The organism is Pararhizobium sp. PWRC1-1, from assembly GCF_049897905.1.
In the GTDB taxonomy this organism is placed as follows: Bacteria; Pseudomonadota; Alphaproteobacteria; order Rhizobiales; family Rhizobiaceae; genus Pararhizobium.
The window spans coordinates 66,421-82,746 of the sequence record NZ_JAFCXE010000006.1; the positions used below are offsets into that span (position 1 = coordinate 66,421).

Below are 16,326 nucleotides of genomic sequence, written 5' to 3' on the forward strand. Positions count from 1 at the left end.
CTCATGTCGTCATTTCCGGCTTAGCCGAAAACTATGATCTGTCAAAGTTTGTTGTCAGTTTCGGCGGGCTTTACCGTCAGCGCCGCAACCGGCTTTGACGGCTCGCGGGCGTAGAACGTATAGGAGAGGGTCAGCGTATTGATCCCCCTGGTCTCAACAGCCTTGACGATTTCCGGATCGATGAAGAAAACCACCGGCATCTTCATGTCTTCACCCGGTTGCAGTGTCGTCTCGGTAAAGCAGAAGCACTCGACCTTGTTGAAATAGGCCCCGGCCGCCATCGGCGTCACGTTGAAGACCGCCTGACCGGTCGTCGCCTTCTTCGCCATGTTGGTCGCTTCAAACTCGATCTGCACGGTTTCGCCGATCTTCAGTTCGATCTCGCGCTGCACCGGCTTGAAGCTCCAAGGCAGGTCGGATGCAATGTTGGCATCGAACGTCACCTTGATCTTCTTGTCGAGAATGATTTCGGAGGCCTGCTCGACGCGCTTGGTCGTACCGTTATAGCCGGTCACCCTGCAGAACATGTCGTAGAGCGGCACGGCGGCATAGGCCATGCCGGTCATGCCGACGACGAAAGCGAGGCAGGACGCGACGATGACGCCGTTCGCCCGTTCCTTCTTCTGTTCTGGCGTTCTGATCGGTGCCATGATCGTTCCTTACTGAACCATACCGTTGCTGAACTTGATCAGCGTCACGACATAGAAAATGGCAGCGAGACCGAAGAGAACGGCGCCAAGCGCGATATTGCGGCCGCGGCGCGACTTCTTCTGGGCGTCCGTGAGTGTCACGAGTTCCATCAGGCAACCTTTCCGGCAGTAAGCCACAGCGTGGCAATCAGGTGATCGATCATCAGCGCGGAGAAAATCGCGAAGAGATAGACGATCGAAAATGCAAAGAGCTTCTTGGCCGGCACCATCTTTTCGTCACCTTCCGGCATGCGGTGCACGCCGATCGAGTACCAGATGAAACCAAGACCGAGGGCTGCGGCGAAAGCGCCGTAACCGATGCTCGAAAAGCCGAGGATGGTCGGTACGACGCCGATGATCGCGGTCAGCACGGCATAGATGACGATCTGCGTCTTGGTGGTCGCCTCGCCGCTGACATTCGGCAGCATCGGCACCCCGACGGCGCCGTAGTCGCGCATCTTGAACAGAGCCAGCGCCCAGAAATGGGCCGGCGTCCAGAGGAAGGTGATGAGGAAGAGGACGATGCTCTCGATGGCGATGCCGTTGGTGACGCAGGCCCAGCCGATCATTGGCGGAAAGGCGCCGGCGGCTCCGCCGATGACGATGTTCTGCGGCGTCGAGCGCTTCAGCCACATCGTGTAGATCACCACGTAGAAGAAAATCGTGAAGGCGAGCAGACCGGCAGACAGCCAGTTGACGACGATGCCGAGGATGCAGACGGAAAAGGCCGATAGCGTCAGGCCGAAGGCGAGCGCTTCCTGCGGCAGGATCTTGCCCGCCGGGATCGGCCGCTTTGCCGTGCGGGTCATTATCGCATCGATATCGGCATCGTACCACATGTTGAGGGCACCGGAGGCTCCAGCACCCACGGCGATACAGAGGATCGCAATGAAACCGATGAAGGGATTGATATGGCCGGGCGCCAGCACCATGCCGGCAAGCGCCGTAAACACCACCAGCGACATGACGCGCGGCTTCAAGAGTTCGAAGAAATCGCGCGCAGAGGCTTCCGAGGGGCGAACACTGCCCTCCGGGCCCATTGCTTCGTGATTTTCGATGACCGTCATGTCTCGTCCTTGAATTAATCTGGCGCTCTTTCAGTCGCCTTTGCCGGATTTCCCGGCTTGGAACGAAGCCGCCGTTTCCGGCGGCTTCGGATTAAGTGCAGCGCTTACTTGATGCGCGGCAGCTGTTCCCACTGGTGGAACGGCGGCGGCGATGTCAGCTGCCATTCGAGCGTGTTTGCACCCTCGCCCCATGGGTTGTTGCCGGCAACGCGCTTCTTGGCGAAGGCTTCGGCCACGCAGAAGAGGAAGATCAGGACGCCGAAGGCCGAGATATACGAACCATAGGACGACACGGCGTTCCAGCCGGCATAGGCATCCGGATAGTCGATGTAACGGCGCGGCATGCCGGCGAGGCCGAGGAAATGCTGCGGGAAGAACACCAGGTTCACACCGACAAACATGACCCAGAAATGCAGCTTGCCGAGGAATTCCGAATACATGTAGCCGGTCATCTTGGGGAACCAGTAGTACCAGCCGGCAAAGATCGCGAACACGGCGCCGAGCGACAGAACGTAGTGGAAGTGGGCAACCACGTAGTAGGTGTCGTGCAGCGAACGGTCGAGGCCGGCATTGGCGAGCTGAACACCGGTGACGCCGCCGACGGTGAACAGGAAGATGAAGCCGATCGCCCAGACCATCGGCGTGGTGAAGCGGATCGAACCGCCCCACATCGTGGCAATCCAGGAGAAAATCTTCACGCCGGTCGGAACCGCGATGACCATCGTCGCGAAGACGAAGTAGCGCTGCGTGTCGAGCGACATGCCGACGGTGTACATGTGGTGCGCCCAGACGATGAAGCCGACGGCGCCGATGGCGACCATGGCGTAGGCCATGCCCAGGTAACCGAAGATCGGCTTGCGCGAGAAGGTCGAGACGATGTGGCTGACGATGCCGAAACCGGGCAGGATCAGGATGTACACTTCCGGGTGACCGAAGAACCAGAACAGGTGCTGGAACAGGATCGGGTCGCCGCCGCCTTCAGGCGCGAAAAAGGACGTGCCGAAGTTGCGGTCGGTAAGCAGCATGGTGATGCCGCCTGCCAGAACCGGCAACGAAAGAAGCAGCAGGAAGGCGGTGATCAGAACGGACCAGGCAAACAGCGGCATCTTGTGCAGCGTCATGCCCGGAGCGCGCATGTTGAGGATCGTGGTGATGAAGTTGATCGCGCCGAGGATCGACGAGGCACCGGCAATGTGCAGGCCGAGGATCACGAGGTCCATGGAAGGCCCTGGCGTTCCGGCCGTCGACAGAGGCGGATAGATCGTCCAGCCACCCCCGGAGCCATAACCACCGGCCGGGCCTTCGACGAACATCGACAGAAGCACGAGCAGGAAGGCCGGGATGATCAACCAGAAGGAGATGTTGTTCATGCGCGGGAACGCCATGTCCGGCGCGCCGATCATGATCGGCACCATCCAGTTGGCAAAGCCGCCGATCAGCGCCGGCATGACCATGAAGAAGATCATGATCAGCGCATGCGCTGTCGTGAAGACGTTGAACATCTGCTTGCCGCCGTCGATGGCAGCGTCGCCCTCGAAGCCGTAGACCATGGACGCCAGACCGTGGAAGATCTGGATACCCGGCTCCTGCAGCTCGGCGCGCATGAAGACTGACAGCGTGCCGCCGATGATGCCCGCGAAGATCGCGAAGATCAGGTACAGCGTGCCGATGTCCTTGTGGTTGGTCGAGAGGAACCAGCGCTGAAAGAAGGTCAGCGGCTTGTGGGCGTGGTCATGGTCATCGTGCGCATGGTCATGCGCGTGATCATGAAGGTGATCGTGGGTAGTGGTAGTTCCGGCCATTGGCCTGTCCCCCTTCGAAATACTTTTCGGGCGAATTACTGTGCGGCGTTTTCAGCGACGTCTACGGTCTTGGCCGCGCCGTCGATGGAGGCCATGAGTGCCTTGTTCGCATCACCAACATTGGTGGCGGCGGCAGCAAGCCAAGTGTTGTACTTGTCTTCGCTGACAACGCGGATGGCGATCGGCATATAGGCATGGTCCTTGCCGCAGAGCTCGGAACACTGGCCGTAGTAGAGACCTTCGCGCTCAGCTTTGAACCACGTTTCATTGAGACGGCCAGGAACCGCGTCGATCTTCAGGCCAAAGGCCGGCATGGCGAAGGCGTGAATAACGTCGGCTGCAGTCACCAGAACGCGGACAGTCTTGCCAACGGGAACGACGACTTCGTTATCGACGGCGAGAAGCCGCGGATATTCGTGCTTGTCTTCCTTGCCGAGCGAGGCGCGGTCTTCTTCCTTCATCATCAGACTGTCGAAGGAGAGCGGGGTTTCGCCGACTTCATATTCGTAGGACCAGTACCACTGGTTGCCTGTCGCCTTCAGCGTGATGTCCGGATTTTCCGGCGGCGTCAGCTGCGCGGTCAGGAGCTGGAAGGACGGGATCGCCAGGAACAAGAGCACGACGACCGGGCCAAGCGTCCAGACGATCTCAATTGCCGTGTTGTGGCTGGTCTTGGACGGGACCGGGTTCTTGCTTTCGCGGTAACGGAACACGATCCACATCAGCAGCGCCAGGACAAAAAGCGTGATCGGAATGATGAACCAGAGCGTGTAATGCTCGAACCATGTAATTTCTTCCATGATTCCGGTTGCTGCTGTCTGAAAGTTGGTCTGCCATGCGACCGGCTTGTCAGCCAAAGCATTCGAAGCGAAGAGCAGACAGGCAATCGATGCCAAAACTGCAAAAGCCTTGTTTTTCACTATAGTGTCTCCCTGGGCGCTTGATCAGGATCAAACCGTAACGCAGAATCCTTAGCCATACTGAAGCGCTTCAAACCACAGTTTGATGAACGCCGCAACATCTGTCCATTCAAGCCCATGCGGCATTTTGCGCAAACGACGCTTTTCACACAAACTGTTAAAGCCCTGCGCCCCCTACGGATACCGGCAGCGGCGAAAGGCGGCACGATGGCATCTCGTATTTCACGCCAATCTCCTGCCCTATACCATAAATAAAGAGCAATCGGCACTGCATCGGCGGCGTCTTACAGCGCCCTTTAGGGCAAAGTTGCTGTTTTAGGCCGGTTCATGAGCCCCATTTCCGCCACACCGGGCTGGAATGTACCGCGCGGGGCTTTTCATTTGCGGCTACGCGCTTCAAGAATAGCCAGACTGATTCTTAAGTTTGAGGTTTACATGGGCCTGTCCCTCCTTTCCCGGCTGCCGATCGCGGCGTTCGGACTTGCTGCCACACTATTTTCCTATACGGCAGCAGCCCAACAGCCCGGAGCACAACAGCCAGGTACACCGGGTACCGTGAAATCCAACCACGGCGCATGGTCGATCGTCTGCGACCAGCCGGCCGGCGCAACCGCCGAGCAGTGCGCGCTGATGCAGAACGTCATTGCCGAAGACCGGCCCGAAGTCGGCCTCTCCGTCGTTGTCCTGAAAACGGCGGACCGCAAGGCGAAGATTCTGCGTGTGCTGGCCCCGCTCGGCGTGCTTTTGCCGAACGGCCTTGGCCTCAATGTCGATGGCAAGGATATCGGCCGTGCCTATTTCGTCCGCTGCTTTTCCGACGGCTGCTATGCCGAAGTGGTTCTGGAAGACGAACTCTTGAAAACCTTCCGGTCCGGTGCGCAGGCGACCTTCATCGTCTTCCAGTCTCCGGAAGAAGGCATCGGCATCCCCGTCGACCTGAAGGGTTTTGGCGAAGGCTACGACGCACTGCCGTAAGGCATTCAGGCAAATCCGAGGAATACGGCCAGCAAGCGGTTTACCGAAACCATCGTCTCCGCGTTGAGTTTACCGCACGGCGCGCCGATTTTGTCCCTGCGCATCGTCATCACCTTATCCACCATAATCTGCGACGACTTGCGCAAACCGTTTTCGTCGTCGGGCTCGACGGAAAGGCGCAGAAGCGGCGTATCTTGCAGTGTTCCCGAAATAAGCAGGACGGTCACTGTCGGCGCTTGGTCGAAGAGATCGGATTGAATGATCAGCGCGGGACGCGGTTTGCCGAAATCCCCTGGCAAAGCGATGGTCACAAGATCGCCCCGCTTCATTCGTCGATCTCGCTCAGATCGGCAAAAGCGGCATCCATAAATCCCGCAAGGTCATCATCTGCGGCCTCGGCCTGGGCAATGATCATGGATTGGCGCCGGCACTCGGCTGCAAAACCCGCCTTTCGGGAATCCGGCACCCAAATCTGCAGCGGCCGAAGACCGGCCGCCCGCATGGCGTCCCGTCTCTGCTGAACACGCTCGTTCAATGCCTTTGCCATCTGCGTCAGCCCCTATTTGTTACATGTAACATAATCTCCCAAACCGGCCTGTCAATAATAACGGCTGACCGCGCACTCAAAACTTGCGGCCATGGTGACGCGTCTCTACATGGGAACAATCACACACGTTGCGGAGCTTCGCCCATGAACACCGATCTCATCAAACTGTTCGACAGCGACGAGGCTGCCATTCGCGAGGTTCTGGCGCAGACATTGGCGGGCGCCGATGACGGTGAACTGTTCATCGAGCATAGCCAGTCGGAATCGCTGTCCTTCGACAATGGCCGTCTGAAGGGCGGCAGCTTCAATACCGACCAGGGTTTTGGCTTGCGCGCGGTCGCCGGCGAAGCGGTCGGGTATGCCCATGCGGGCGATCTGTCGCTGTCGGCGCTGAAGCGGGCGGCCGATGCGGTCGGCGCCGTCACGCGTGGTTATTCCGGTACGTACACCGCGGCCCCGCAGCGCACCAACAAGAAACTCTATGGCGACGAGAACCCGATCGGCGAACCGAGCTTCGAGGCCAAGGTATCGCTGCTGCAGGAGATCGACGCCTATTTGCGTGCGAAAGACCCGAAGGTCCGGCAGGTTACCGCCTCGATCGCTGCCAGCTGGCAGGTGGTCGATATCCTGCGCGCCGACGGCGAGCGCATGCATGATATCCGGCCGATGACGCGGCTCAATATTTCCGTCGTGGTTGGCGAAGGCGACCGGCAGGAAGCCGGCTCCTACGGCGTCGGCGGCCGTCGCGGCTTTGGCGATTTTGTCGCTGTCGACAACTGGCAGCGCGGGGCGGACGAAGCCCTGCGGCAGGCCTTGGTCAATCTGGAAGCCATCGATGCGCCGGCCGGCACCATGGATGTGGTGCTGTCCTCCGGCTGGCCGGGCGTCATGCTACATGAGGCGGTCGGGCACGGCCTCGAAGGTGATTTCAATCGCAAGAAGACGTCGGCCTTTGCCGGGCTTCTTGGTCAACAGGTCGCAGCCAAGGGTGTGACCGTCGTCGATGACGGCACGATCGAGAGCCGCCGGGGCTCGCTCACCATCGATGACGAGGGAACCCCTTCCGCCTATAACGTGCTGATCGACGACGGCAAGCTGGTGGGCTACATGCAGGACCGCCAGAACGCCCGGCTGATGGGTATGAAGGCGACCGGCAACGGACGGCGTGAATCCTACGCGCATGTGCCGATGCCGCGCATGACCAACACCTATATGCTCGGCGGCGACAAGAGCCCGGAAGAGATCATCGCCTCGGTCAAGAAGGGCATCTATGCCGTTTCCTTCGGCGGCGGCCAGGTGGATATCACCTCGGGTAAATTCGTCTTCGGCTGCACCGAGGCCTACCTGATCGACAACGGCAAGATCGGCGCGCCGGTCAAGGGCGCCATGCTGATCGGCAACGGACCGGACGCGATGCAGCGGATCACCATGATCGGCAACGACATGAAGCTCGATACCGGCATGGGCAATTGCGGCAAGGGCGGCCAGTGGGTGCCCGTCGGCGTCGGCCAGCCGCATCTGCGGATGAACGACACGACCGTCGGCGGCACACAGGCCTGACCGGTTTTTTGGACCGGCCCCTTTTGGAAAGACCGGGGGCTATGACCGCCGGGCGCTTACCGGTGCCAAGCCCCTCCCCGTCAGCCGCGCGACGGCAGCAGCATGCAGTCGTAAGAGTGCCGCTTCAGCCAGTCGCAGGCGGCATCCGCCTCGTCGCGGCTGCCAAATCCGACGAACCGGGCGCGGTAGATGGTACCGGCGCCGTTGCCGACAGCTTCCGTATAGGGCGAAGCTGATTTCAGCGTATGGCCTGCAACCGACCGTGCCTGCGCCAAAAGCGCACGTGCGGCCTCTTGCGTCGGTGCCGCTGAAATCTGGATCTGCCAGGCGCCCGTAGGCAAGACATCCGCTGTATTTTCAAGCTCGTCCATGACAGCCGGGCGCTCGGCAGGAATTGTCGAGTCCGACGACACAATCAACGCGGCAACGGCATCGCCGCCTTGCCGTTTGGGCGCGGCAAAGGGCAATGGTACATCGGACGTGCCGAGGGCTGCGACTTCGACAGTGCCACGGGTCTTGGCCGCAGCCACCAGCGCGCGATTGCCTGAATTCGAAGCCTTGCCCAGATGGCGGTCCAGAAGTGCTGCCATCCTGTTATCGCGGCTTTTCGCGGTGCGGCCGCCGAGCACCACGCCGACCACACGCCGGTTCCCGTCGCGCACAGCGCTAACCAGGTTGAAGCCCGAGGCATTGGTATAGCCGGTCTTGATCCCGTCCATGCCGTCATAACGATACATCAGGTTGTTGTGGCCGCGGACCTTGCGGCCGCGAAAGACGAAGCTCTGGGTGGCAAACAGCTTGTATTCCTTGGGGAAGTCCCGCATTAGCGCGATCGCAAGCGTCGACATATCGCGTGCCGTCGTCACCTGGGCGCCAGCCGGCAGGCCAGAAGCGTTGATGAAGACCGTCCGGCTCATGCCGAGCTGGCGCGCCTTTCTCGTCATCGCCTTGGCAAAATTGGCTTCCGTGCCGCCGAGCTTTTCCGCCATGGCGGCGGCGGCATCGTTGCCCGAGCGCACGATCATGCCAAGGACCGCCTCGCGCACCGTCAGCTTCATCCCGGCCTTCAGCCCCAGCCGCATCGGCGGTTTGGCCGCCGCCGTCTTCGACACCTTGATCGGGCTATCCCAATGGATGGTGCCGCGGTGAAGGGCCTCGAAGGTGAGGTAGAGCGACATCATCTTGGTCAACGAGGCCGGATGATTGAGCGTGTCGGGATTTTCCGCCGACAGCACCTTGCCGGTGCGGGCGTCGATGATAATCGCGGCACTGCCGGCCCAGGCCATGGCCGGTCCGAGGACGAACGTGAGGATCGCCAAAAACAGGCATCGGAAAGTCGTCATGTCGGCCCCCAATTCGAAGGCACCCGCACGCGGGCGCGAATTTGCATCTTTTTGCGACAGAGCAGTGTCTTTGCTGCAACTTTGCGGCGGATTGCGTTTTTATGCGACGACTTTGGCCGCAGTGGTAAACGAAGATTTAACATTGACGCCATTCCGCAATGGCTAGTTAGAGTGGGATAAGGAACCGCGGGGCGGCACGGAGGCTGGACGGCAATTTCCTTGAGAGAAAGCGCCTTTCCGCGATCTTCACCGGTCGCGGAACCAAAATCCCTTGTCCGCGTTAATCGGGCACGCCGCATAACCGTCTGAAATTGCGGCCTGTTCAATGCAAGGGAGTTACATCATGGGACGCGGAATTCTGCTCTGGCTGCTGGGGGTCCCGATCCCCATTATCATCCTCCTCGCCCTCTTCTTCCGATAGGTGGCGCGATGACAATTCCGGTTACGACGGTGCCAGCAGGTACCACAACCGAGTCCTCGCACTCAGCCGTCAGCTGGGGCGCGATCATCGCCGGTGCCATTGCGGCATCGGCCATCACATTGGTGCTGTCGCTCGTCGGATCGGGAATAGGCCTCAGCCTGGCTTCACCGTTTTCGTCAGGCGGGTCGTCGCTTGCCACCTTCGCCATCGGCGGGGCCATCTGGCTGATCATCGTGCAGTGGGCATCAGCTGGCTTTGGTGGATATATCGCCGGGCGGCTCCGGACAAAGTGGACGGGGGTGAACCGGGATGAAGTGTTCTTCCGCGATACAGCACACGGGATTCTCGCCTGGGCGCTGGCAACCCTGATTGTCGCAGGCGCTCTCGGTTCGGCGGTCTCGTCGACAATAGGAGCCGGTGTACAGGCAACAGCGACGCTGACTGCGGGCGCAACGGCGGCGGGAGCCGCGGCGGCATCCTCAGATGCAGGGAGCAATGCGACATCCTATTTCGTCGATAGCCTGTTGCGACCTGCCAACCCGAGCACGCCGCCGGCCGGTTCGACCGGAGACGACACAGCCGGTCAGGTTTCGCGCATCCTTCTCACCAGTGCTGCGAATGGCGAAATGTCCGCCGGTGACCGCACCTATCTCGATCTGCTCGTTGCCTCCCGGACGGGGCTGTCGGAAGCGGATGCGAAAGCGCGCGTCGATGCGGTTCTGAAAAGCGTCGATGATGCCAAGGCCGCGGTGGCCCAGGCTGCTGAAACGGCGCGCAAGACCAGCGCGACGATTGCACTCTTCGGTGCGCTTTCACTGCTCATCGGCGGTTTCATTGCCGGTGTCGGGGCTGCCATCGGCGGCCGCCAGCGCGACGAGGTGGATGGGGTTCTGCCTGCATAATCATCGGCTTGCAGACATTGCGATAAGAGGCGGCCCGGCAAAGGGCCGCCTTTCGCATGCCTGCAATCGTTACGGCATGGGCGGATTCAGCCGGTATTAACGCCGCCACCGCTACAGTCCGGCGACATCAACAGAGGGCCGGGATTGCCGGCCATTTTGGAACCGCCCCGTGAAAACCATGCTGAGACAGGCCGCCAAGCGCGCCGCCATTATGGGTGGCCTCCACGCCGCCCGGCTCCTTGGCGCGGCCGGGCTGATGCGCGAGGCACGCGGCCGCGGGGCGATTTTCACGCTGCACCATGTCCGGCCAAGACAGCCGCTGGCCTTCGATCCCAATGCGCATCTGGAAATAACCCCGGACTTTCTGGACACGGCAATCGTCCGGTTGAAGCGGGATGGCTACCGGTTCATCGCACTCGATGCCCTGCCCGCCCATCTCGCTTCGAACGATCCCCAGCCCGTTGCCGTCTTCACGCTGGATGATGGCTATCGCAACAATCTTGTCCATGCCGCACCTGTGTTTTCCAAGCATGCGGTACCCTTCACCGTCTTTGTTGCAGGGGGGGTCATAGACCGCACAGCCATCTTATGGTGGGAGGTGCTGGCCGACCTGTTAAAACGGAACACCAGCCTGCAATTCCAATTCGATAGGATCGAGACGCTGCCGGCCGAAACCATACAGCAGAAACAGGCGGCCTTCGACCGCATTGCCACCTTTATCCAGACGATCGATGAAGCGACGGCGGTGGACCGACTGAAAACCCTTGCCTCCAGCCAGGGCGTCGATGCTCTGAAACTTACGGCAGACCTGACCCTCAATGAGGCGGGACTGAAAACGCTGATCGAAAACCCGCTGGCGAGCCTTGGTGCCCACACGATCAGCCACCGCGCACTGGCGCGGCTGCCGGACGATATCGCGCGCGACGAAATGGACAAGTCGGCGCTGCGGGTTGAAGAGATCACCGGCAACCGGCCAGTCTCCCTCGCCTATCCCTATGGATACGCCGGGACTGTTTCACCACGCGACCACAAGCTTGCAAGAGACCTTGGCTTCACCGTCGCAGTCACCACCCAGCCGGGAACAGTGAACGGCCGCCTGAACACAACAGCCCTGCCCCGTATTTCGCTGAACGGTCATTTTCAGAAGGCGGGCTATGTCAGCGCGCTCGCGTCGGGCATTGCCTTCAAGCTGATGGGCGCGCGCTAAGGCGCGCCTCTGTCAAGGATACATCCGTACCTTGTTCCAATCGCCCTCGGCCTCATCACGGCGGAATTCGATCCGGTCGTGCAGGCGGAAGGCGCCATCCTTCCAGAACTCGATCGACGTTGGCTTGATGCGGAAACCCGACCAATGATCAGGACGCGGAATCTCGCCGATCGCATATTTCAGCGTGTATTCGGCAACGGCCTTTTCCAGCGCAAACCGGCTTTCGAGCGGACGTGACTGTTTTGACGCCCAGGCACCGATGCGGCTGCCGCGGGCGCGTGTCTTGTAATATTCGTCGGCCTCTTCATTGCTGACGATCTCCACCGGCCCGCGCACCCGCACCTGCCGGCGCAGCGTTTTCCAGTGAAAACACATCGCCGCCTTCATGCTGCCGAGAATTTCCTGTCCCTTCTGGCTTTCGAAATTGGTGTAGAAGACGAAACCACGCTGGTCGAAGTCCTTCAAGAGCACCATGCGCACATCCGGCAGGCCATCGGCATCCACCGTTGCCAGCGCCAAGGCATTGGGATCATTGATCTCTGAGGCCTGCGCCTCTTTCAACCACGTGCCAAAAAGAGAAAAAGGCTCATTCTCTTGCGTGAAGTCACCAGTTGTTAACCCAGTCTCACTCATATTGCCATCCAATGCCGTAACGTGTGGCGGGGACGCGGTCCCGCCCGCCGAACAATAAATGTCAGAGCTTGCACGTTGCGTCTCCGGACCTTGAAGCCGCTCTTTCCAGTCTGACAGGTATGCCATTGCAAGACATAGCAAAGTGGATAGAGGACACAAAGGTTTTATCCCGGTTGAGCGGGATTGCCGCAGTGTGCCTGGCCACCACAACCCTTTCGGGATGCCTCGGCGGTCTTGATTTTTCCGGAACTCCCGATGTCGACAGAACCGTCGCGACCAATTCCGTGCCCTCCGTCCGCAACGGCGAAGACAATTCCGACGCGCTCACCGTCAGGAACGCCGTGTCATCCGCCGATGTGACGAGGATTGCCGGAAACCCCATTCCATGGGCGAATTCGAGCTCCGGCAGCGCGGGGGTGATCAGCAGCATTTCCGAGGAGCAGGTCAACGGCACCACCTGCCGCCGGTTCACCACCACCCGCCATTCCTATCAGGGCATCGCCAAATTCGACGGCAATACCTGCCTGCTCGGCAACGGCGAATGGTATCTGACCAGTTTTGGCCCGCGCAGCTGACGGCGGGGTGGGTGCCCTTCGCTACCGCGCATTAACCACGCTGCAACAAAGACGCGGCCCGGGGCCATTTACACAACCGGCGCAGGCTCGCAGCTAACCGGAATTTAAGCAGCAGCTTCTCATCATCACCGGCAAAGGGACAAGACCGTCAGAACGCGGCTTTCCGATTGTTTCAACAGGCTGAAAGAACCGCTGGACGCGGCAACTCGGCTTTCAAGGGCGGTGAGATAGATGCGTGATCCCTATTCAGTGCTCGGCGTCAGACGCAATGCCGGACCGGACGAGATCAAGGCCGCTTGGCGGTCCGTGGCAAAAGCCGTACATCCCGACCAGAACCAGGACGATCCGCTGGCCACCCAGCGCTTTGCCGAGGCCGGCCGCGCCTACGAGGTGCTGAAGGATCCGAAGCTGCGCAACCGCTACGACTATGCCCGCCGCGAGGCCGAACTGCGCCGCATGGAAGAGATGAAGCGTAAGACGCGCGGCACGGACGAAGACACCATCGATCCGGAAACCGCCGAAGACATGATCTCGCGCATCTTCGGTGCAGACGATCGGGCAAAAACCCAAAGCGCACGGCCGCAGGAAAGAAAATCGGCCGCCGCGCCGCCACAGGCCAAGGCCGAACCGAAGCCGGAGCCCAGACCAGAACCAAAGGCCGAAACAGCAGCGGAGCCGGACGCTAACGCGGAAGCAAAGCCCGAGCCGGCCGACAAAGTGCCGATGTTCGGCGGTTTTCCACGGGCCGCCGCGCCGGCTGCAGAACTCGTCTCTGCCATCGTCCGGCGGATTCGCGGCGCCGGCAAGCCTGCACCGGAAAAGGTGCCGGACATTTTCTGCGACGTCACGGTTTCGATCGAGGATATTTTCCGCCGCGACAAGGCAACGGCAACGCTGCCAGACGGTCAGACACTGAAGGTCGCCCTGCCCGCCGGCACCACCGATGGCAGCATCGTGCGTCTCAAGGAGATGGGCTACCGGTTGAACGGCATGCAACGCGGCGATGTCGTCGTTGCGGTGCGCGTCCTCCAGGACGGCCGCTTCCGCACCGATGGAACAGATCTGCGCACCACCTTGCCCGTCAATATCCAGGATGCGATCCTCGGATGCGAAATGACAGTGGAGACCCTGACCAGCCCGGTTAGCGTTACCATTCCGGCCTGGTCCGGCTCCGACCATGTGATCCGGCTTGAGGGCCACGGCCTGCCGACAGCAGACGGCAAACGCGGCGACCTTCTGGTGGAACTGCGGCTGATGCTGTGGGAAAAGCCGGATGAAAAGGTCACCGACCTGATGCGCAGCCTGCGCAACGGCCTGTTCCTGTAAAGGTTTTGCGACAAACGCGGTGGATGGCTGCGAGCGATTTAGCCGCTGACCCAATATTACGGGGACTAACAGTTCCTGATCTCACCCGTGCTTGAACCACCGGGACGGCTATGTCATAGCCAGTGCTCGAAAAATTCAGAGCCGACGCGACCGCAAGGGGCGCGAAGGTTCCGGCAGGTTCAACATATGCGAATTTCCAGTCGGCCAACGCCTGACTGATGGAAGCATAGGCTTTATTGGGGGCATAACATCATGTCGCAAACATCCGGTCTGATGAAGGGTAAACGCGGCCTTATCATGGGTGTCGCAAACAACCGGTCGATTGCATGGGGGATTGCCAACGCAATTCATGCGCAGGGCGGCGAACTGGCGTTCACCTATCAGGGCGACGCCCTGAAGAAGCGGGTCGAACCGCTGGCCGAGGAACTGGGTGCCATCATGGCCGGCCATTGCGACGTCAGCGATGAATCCACCATCGACGCGGTGTTCGAACACCTGGAGAAAACCTGGGGCAAGATCGACTTCCTCGTGCACGCCATCGGCTTTTCCGACAAGGACGAGCTGACCGGCCGCTACGTCGATACGTCAGCCGCAAACTTCGCCCTGACGATGAATATCTCGGTCTATTCCTTCACCGCCGTTGCAAAACGCGCGGAAAAGCTGATGACCGATGGCGGTTCGATGCTGACCATGACCTATTACGGCGCCGAAAAGGTGATGCCGAACTATAACGTCATGGGCGTTGCGAAGGCTGCACTCGAAGCCAGCGTCAAGTATCTGGCCGTCGATCTCGGCCCGAAGAACATCCGCGTCAACGCGATCTCGGCTGGTCCGATCAAGACACTTGCAGCCTCCGGCATCGGCGACTTCCGCTATATTCTCAAGTGGAACGAGTATAACGCGCCGCTACGCCGCACCGTCACCATCGAGGAAGTCGGAGATGTCGGCCTCTACATGCTGTCGGACCTGTCGCGCTCGGTCACCGGCGAAATCCATCATGCCGACAGCGGCTACCATGTCATCGGCATGAAGGCCGTCGACGCACCGGATATCGCCGTCGTCAAGGACTGACCCGCATACGAAAGTACTCCGGGGCTCTCGAACAAGACGGGCGCCCCGGCTCCTCGCGTCGGGCCGTCAAGCCCCCTGCCCCGGAGTTTCTCCGTGACCATCTACATGATCCGCCACGGCCAGACCGACTGGAATGCGCAAATCCGCATGCAGGGCCAGAAGGATATTCCGCTTAACGATACCGGCAGGCGGCAGGCCAGCGGCAATGGCCGCGCGCTTCTGGCTCTTCTAGGCGATGACACGGAAAAATTCGATTTCGTCGCAAGTCCGCTTCACCGTACCCGCGAGACCATGGAACTCATTCGCGAAGCGATGGGGCTTGCCCGCTCCGGCTACCGGATGGACGACCGGTTGAAGGAAGTCTCCTTCGGCGATTGGGAAGGCTACACAATGGCCGAGCTCGAACAGGAAATGCCCGAGCGGGTGGCGGAACGCGAACTGTCAAAATGGGATTTCATCCCGCCCGGTCCGGATGCCGAAAGCTATGAAATCCTCTCCTGGCGTGTCGGCGCGTGGCTGTCCAGCGTTTCGGCGCCGACCGTCTGCGTCAGCCATGGCGGCGTCATCCGCACGCTGTTCAAGATTTGCGGTGCCATGGATGCGGAAGAGGCAGCTCTTGGCGCCATTCCACAGGATCGGATTTTGAAGATCGAGAACGGTATGATCGGCTGGCTCTAAGTTTCACATTTGCCGAAAACGGGAAATGGCCGATCTTCTAAATCAGCCCTGCCGCCCAAATGACGCGGCACTCAGCCAGTGCCGCGAATGCAGTTTTACTGCACGATTTCCAGATCATTGATGACGCGCTTGCCATCAACCTCGGTGTAGAACACCAAAACCTTGACGCCAGCCTTCAGGCCGTCGAAATTGAATTCTTCGGGAGCCTGATAATTCTTGCCGTCGTCCAGCGACAGGCTCAATTTGTCGGTATCGACGCCGGTGATTACAGCTTCGACATCAGCACTTTCGGCGAAGGCGCTCAGCGGCGAAAAGAAACCGGCTGCGGCCATCAATGCAGCAACGATGAAACGCATCTGTCGTGCCCTCTTCAGTAATTCATTCAATTTTCTTGTGCTCACTGTTTGACCTCCGATTGTGGCAAAAATCGCCCATTGCCGTGTCATTTAAAATTTTATCGAATTTGGGCAGGTCATGGTTAACCAAACCTTGATCGACGGTTTCCTCCTGCCCCCGGTGCGCGGATTTCTTAGCAGGAACAGCCTCTAAAGCCAATCTTAAGACTCCCTCTCTACCGTAACGCCGGGGAATATGGGGTGCATGGCCGTTG

19 protein-coding genes are annotated in these 16,326 nt (G+C 60.1%); 8 read left to right on the forward strand and 11 right to left on the reverse strand.

The features are described from left to right. Positions 1 to 41 precede the first annotated feature (41 nt). From ACP7E0_RS11690 to coxB, 5 genes are all read right to left on the reverse strand, one after another. Positions 42 to 650, reverse strand: coding sequence for a cytochrome c oxidase assembly protein (locus ACP7E0_RS11690; RefSeq protein WP_426125055.1), 609 nt, complete (start codon positions 648 to 650; stop codon positions 42 to 44). 9 nt (positions 651 to 659) lie between these two features. Further along, a complete protein-coding gene (locus ACP7E0_RS11695; protein ID WP_426125056.1) occupies positions 660 to 800 on the reverse strand; it encodes a hypothetical protein in 141 nt (46 codons plus the stop codon). Continuing rightward, on the reverse strand, positions 800 to 1,756 hold the full coding sequence (locus ACP7E0_RS11700; protein ID WP_426125057.1) for a heme o synthase: 957 nt from the start codon (positions 1,754 to 1,756) through the stop codon (positions 800 to 802). Before ACP7E0_RS11700 ends, ACP7E0_RS11695 begins: the two co-directional genes overlap by 1 nt. Positions 1,757 to 1,860: 104 nt before the next feature. Further along, the gene (gene ctaD, locus ACP7E0_RS11705; protein WP_426125059.1) at positions 1,861 to 3,558 is read right to left on the reverse strand and encodes a cytochrome c oxidase subunit I; all 1,698 of its coding nucleotides are present in this window, start codon (positions 3,556 to 3,558) and stop codon (positions 1,861 to 1,863) included. A gap of 35 nt (positions 3,559 to 3,593) precedes the next feature. Beyond that, on the reverse strand, positions 3,594 to 4,478 hold the full coding sequence (gene coxB, locus ACP7E0_RS11710; protein ID WP_426125060.1) for a cytochrome c oxidase subunit II: 885 nt from the start codon (positions 4,476 to 4,478) through the stop codon (positions 3,594 to 3,596). A 435-nt stretch (positions 4,479 to 4,913) separates the two neighbouring features. Here coxB and ACP7E0_RS11715 point away from each other — a divergent pair, with 435 nt between their 5' ends. After that, positions 4,914 to 5,453 (forward strand): invasion associated locus B family protein, encoded by a 540-nt coding sequence (locus tag ACP7E0_RS11715; RefSeq protein WP_060636419.1) that lies wholly within the window; start codon positions 4,914 to 4,916, stop codon positions 5,451 to 5,453. A gap of 5 nt (positions 5,454 to 5,458) precedes the next feature. Here ACP7E0_RS11715 and ACP7E0_RS11720 read toward each other — a convergent pair whose 3' ends face one another. Both ACP7E0_RS11720 and ACP7E0_RS11725 read right to left on the reverse strand, forming a co-directional pair. After that, positions 5,459 to 5,782, reverse strand: a complete 324-nt coding sequence (locus ACP7E0_RS11720; protein WP_426125062.1) for a type II toxin-antitoxin system PemK/MazF family toxin — start codon at positions 5,780 to 5,782, stop codon at positions 5,459 to 5,461. Beyond that, positions 5,779 to 6,000: an antitoxin MazE family protein gene (locus tag ACP7E0_RS11725; protein WP_426125063.1), complete on the reverse strand. Its 222-nt coding sequence runs from the start codon at positions 5,998 to 6,000 to the stop codon at positions 5,779 to 5,781. The genes ACP7E0_RS11720 and ACP7E0_RS11725 overlap by 4 nt, the downstream gene beginning before the upstream one ends. 144 nt (positions 6,001 to 6,144) lie before the next feature. Between ACP7E0_RS11725 and tldD the strand changes: the two genes are divergently transcribed. Next, entirely contained in the window at positions 6,145 to 7,560 is a 1,416-nt protein-coding gene (tldD, locus tag ACP7E0_RS11730) for a metalloprotease TldD (protein WP_426125065.1), read from the forward strand. An 80-nt stretch (positions 7,561 to 7,640) separates the two neighbouring features. On the opposite strand, the gene ACP7E0_RS11735 is transcribed toward tldD, so the two are convergent. Beyond that, positions 7,641 to 8,903, reverse strand: coding sequence for a D-alanyl-D-alanine carboxypeptidase family protein (locus ACP7E0_RS11735; RefSeq protein WP_426125066.1), 1,263 nt, complete (start codon positions 8,901 to 8,903; stop codon positions 7,641 to 7,643). 429 nt (positions 8,904 to 9,332) lie between these two features. On the opposite strand from ACP7E0_RS11735, the gene ACP7E0_RS11740 reads away from it, so the two are divergent. Next, positions 9,333 to 10,226: a hypothetical protein gene (locus tag ACP7E0_RS11740; RefSeq protein ID WP_426125067.1), complete on the forward strand. Its 894-nt coding sequence runs from the start codon at positions 9,333 to 9,335 to the stop codon at positions 10,224 to 10,226. 178 nt (positions 10,227 to 10,404) lie between these two features. Then, a complete protein-coding gene (locus ACP7E0_RS11745; RefSeq protein WP_426125320.1) occupies positions 10,405 to 11,433 on the forward strand; it encodes a polysaccharide deacetylase family protein in 1,029 nt (342 codons plus the stop codon). 12 nt (positions 11,434 to 11,445) lie between these two features. Here ACP7E0_RS11745 and pdxH read toward each other — a convergent pair whose 3' ends face one another. Further along, positions 11,446 to 12,066 (reverse strand): pyridoxamine 5'-phosphate oxidase, encoded by a 621-nt coding sequence (gene pdxH, locus ACP7E0_RS11750; RefSeq protein WP_426125069.1) that lies wholly within the window; start codon positions 12,064 to 12,066, stop codon positions 11,446 to 11,448. Between the two features lie 125 nt (positions 12,067 to 12,191). Between pdxH and ACP7E0_RS11755 the strand changes: the two genes are divergently transcribed. The 4 genes from ACP7E0_RS11755 (at position 12,192) to ACP7E0_RS11770 (ending at position 15,716) form a co-directional block, all read left to right on the forward strand. After that, the gene (locus ACP7E0_RS11755; protein WP_426125070.1) at positions 12,192 to 12,641 is read left to right on the forward strand and encodes an RT0821/Lpp0805 family surface protein; all 450 of its coding nucleotides are present in this window, start codon (positions 12,192 to 12,194) and stop codon (positions 12,639 to 12,641) included. A gap of 231 nt (positions 12,642 to 12,872) precedes the next feature. Next, on the forward strand, positions 12,873 to 13,967 hold the full coding sequence (locus ACP7E0_RS11760; protein WP_426125072.1) for a DnaJ C-terminal domain-containing protein: 1,095 nt from the start codon (positions 12,873 to 12,875) through the stop codon (positions 13,965 to 13,967). 252 nt (positions 13,968 to 14,219) lie between these two features. Next, positions 14,220 to 15,038, forward strand: a complete 819-nt coding sequence (gene fabI / locus ACP7E0_RS11765) for an enoyl-ACP reductase FabI (protein ID WP_426125074.1) — start codon at positions 14,220 to 14,222, stop codon at positions 15,036 to 15,038. A gap of 93 nt (positions 15,039 to 15,131) precedes the next feature. Next, positions 15,132 to 15,716 (forward strand): histidine phosphatase family protein, encoded by a 585-nt coding sequence (locus ACP7E0_RS11770; protein WP_426125075.1) that lies wholly within the window; start codon positions 15,132 to 15,134, stop codon positions 15,714 to 15,716. 95 nt (positions 15,717 to 15,811) lie between these two features. Here ACP7E0_RS11770 and ACP7E0_RS11775 read toward each other — a convergent pair whose 3' ends face one another. Together ACP7E0_RS11775 and ACP7E0_RS11780 are read right to left on the reverse strand one after the other, a co-directional pair. After that, positions 15,812 to 16,072 carry a DUF1344 domain-containing protein gene (locus tag ACP7E0_RS11775; protein ID WP_113318115.1) on the reverse strand — a complete coding sequence of 87 codons (261 nt, stop codon included), beginning with the start codon at positions 16,070 to 16,072 and terminating at the stop codon, positions 15,812 to 15,814. Between the two features lie 22 nt (positions 16,073 to 16,094). Then, positions 16,095 to 16,271: a hypothetical protein gene (locus tag ACP7E0_RS11780; protein ID WP_426125076.1), complete on the reverse strand. Its 177-nt coding sequence runs from the start codon at positions 16,269 to 16,271 to the stop codon at positions 16,095 to 16,097. Positions 16,272 to 16,326 lie beyond the last annotated feature (55 nt).

Coding starts and splice junctions, on each gene's coding strand:
- tldD (WP_426125065.1), top strand. CDS start 6,145: ATGAACACCGATCTCATCAAACTGTTCGACAGCGACGAGGCTGCCATT.
- ACP7E0_RS11775 (WP_113318115.1), bottom strand. CDS start 16,072: ATGCGTTTCATCGTTGCTGCATTGATGGCCGCAGCCGGTTTCTTTTCG.
- ACP7E0_RS11720 (WP_426125062.1), bottom strand. CDS start 5,782: ATGAAGCGGGGCGATCTTGTGACCATCGCTTTGCCAGGGGATTTCGGC.
- ACP7E0_RS11735 (WP_426125066.1), bottom strand. CDS start 8,903: ATGACGACTTTCCGATGCCTGTTTTTGGCGATCCTCACGTTCGTCCTC.
- fabI (WP_426125074.1), top strand. CDS start 14,220: ATGTCGCAAACATCCGGTCTGATGAAGGGTAAACGCGGCCTTATCATG.
- ACP7E0_RS11700 (WP_426125057.1), bottom strand. CDS start 1,756: ATGACGGTCATCGAAAATCACGAAGCAATGGGCCCGGAGGGCAGTGTT.
- ACP7E0_RS11715 (WP_060636419.1), top strand. CDS start 4,914: ATGGGCCTGTCCCTCCTTTCCCGGCTGCCGATCGCGGCGTTCGGACTT.
- ACP7E0_RS11695 (WP_426125056.1), bottom strand. CDS start 800: ATGGAACTCGTGACACTCACGGACGCCCAGAAGAAGTCGCGCCGCGGC.
- ACP7E0_RS11690 (WP_426125055.1), bottom strand. CDS start 650: ATGGCACCGATCAGAACGCCAGAACAGAAGAAGGAACGGGCGAACGGC.
- ctaD (WP_426125059.1), bottom strand. CDS start 3,558: ATGGCCGGAACTACCACTACCCACGATCACCTTCATGATCACGCGCAT.
- ACP7E0_RS11725 (WP_426125063.1), bottom strand. CDS start 6,000: ATGGCAAAGGCATTGAACGAGCGTGTTCAGCAGAGACGGGACGCCATG.
- ACP7E0_RS11740 (WP_426125067.1), top strand. CDS start 9,333: ATGACAATTCCGGTTACGACGGTGCCAGCAGGTACCACAACCGAGTCC.
- pdxH (WP_426125069.1), bottom strand. CDS start 12,066: ATGAGTGAGACTGGGTTAACAACTGGTGACTTCACGCAAGAGAATGAG.
- ACP7E0_RS11745 (WP_426125320.1), top strand. CDS start 10,405: ATGCTGAGACAGGCCGCCAAGCGCGCCGCCATTATGGGTGGCCTCCAC.
- ACP7E0_RS11760 (WP_426125072.1), top strand. CDS start 12,873: ATGCGTGATCCCTATTCAGTGCTCGGCGTCAGACGCAATGCCGGACCG.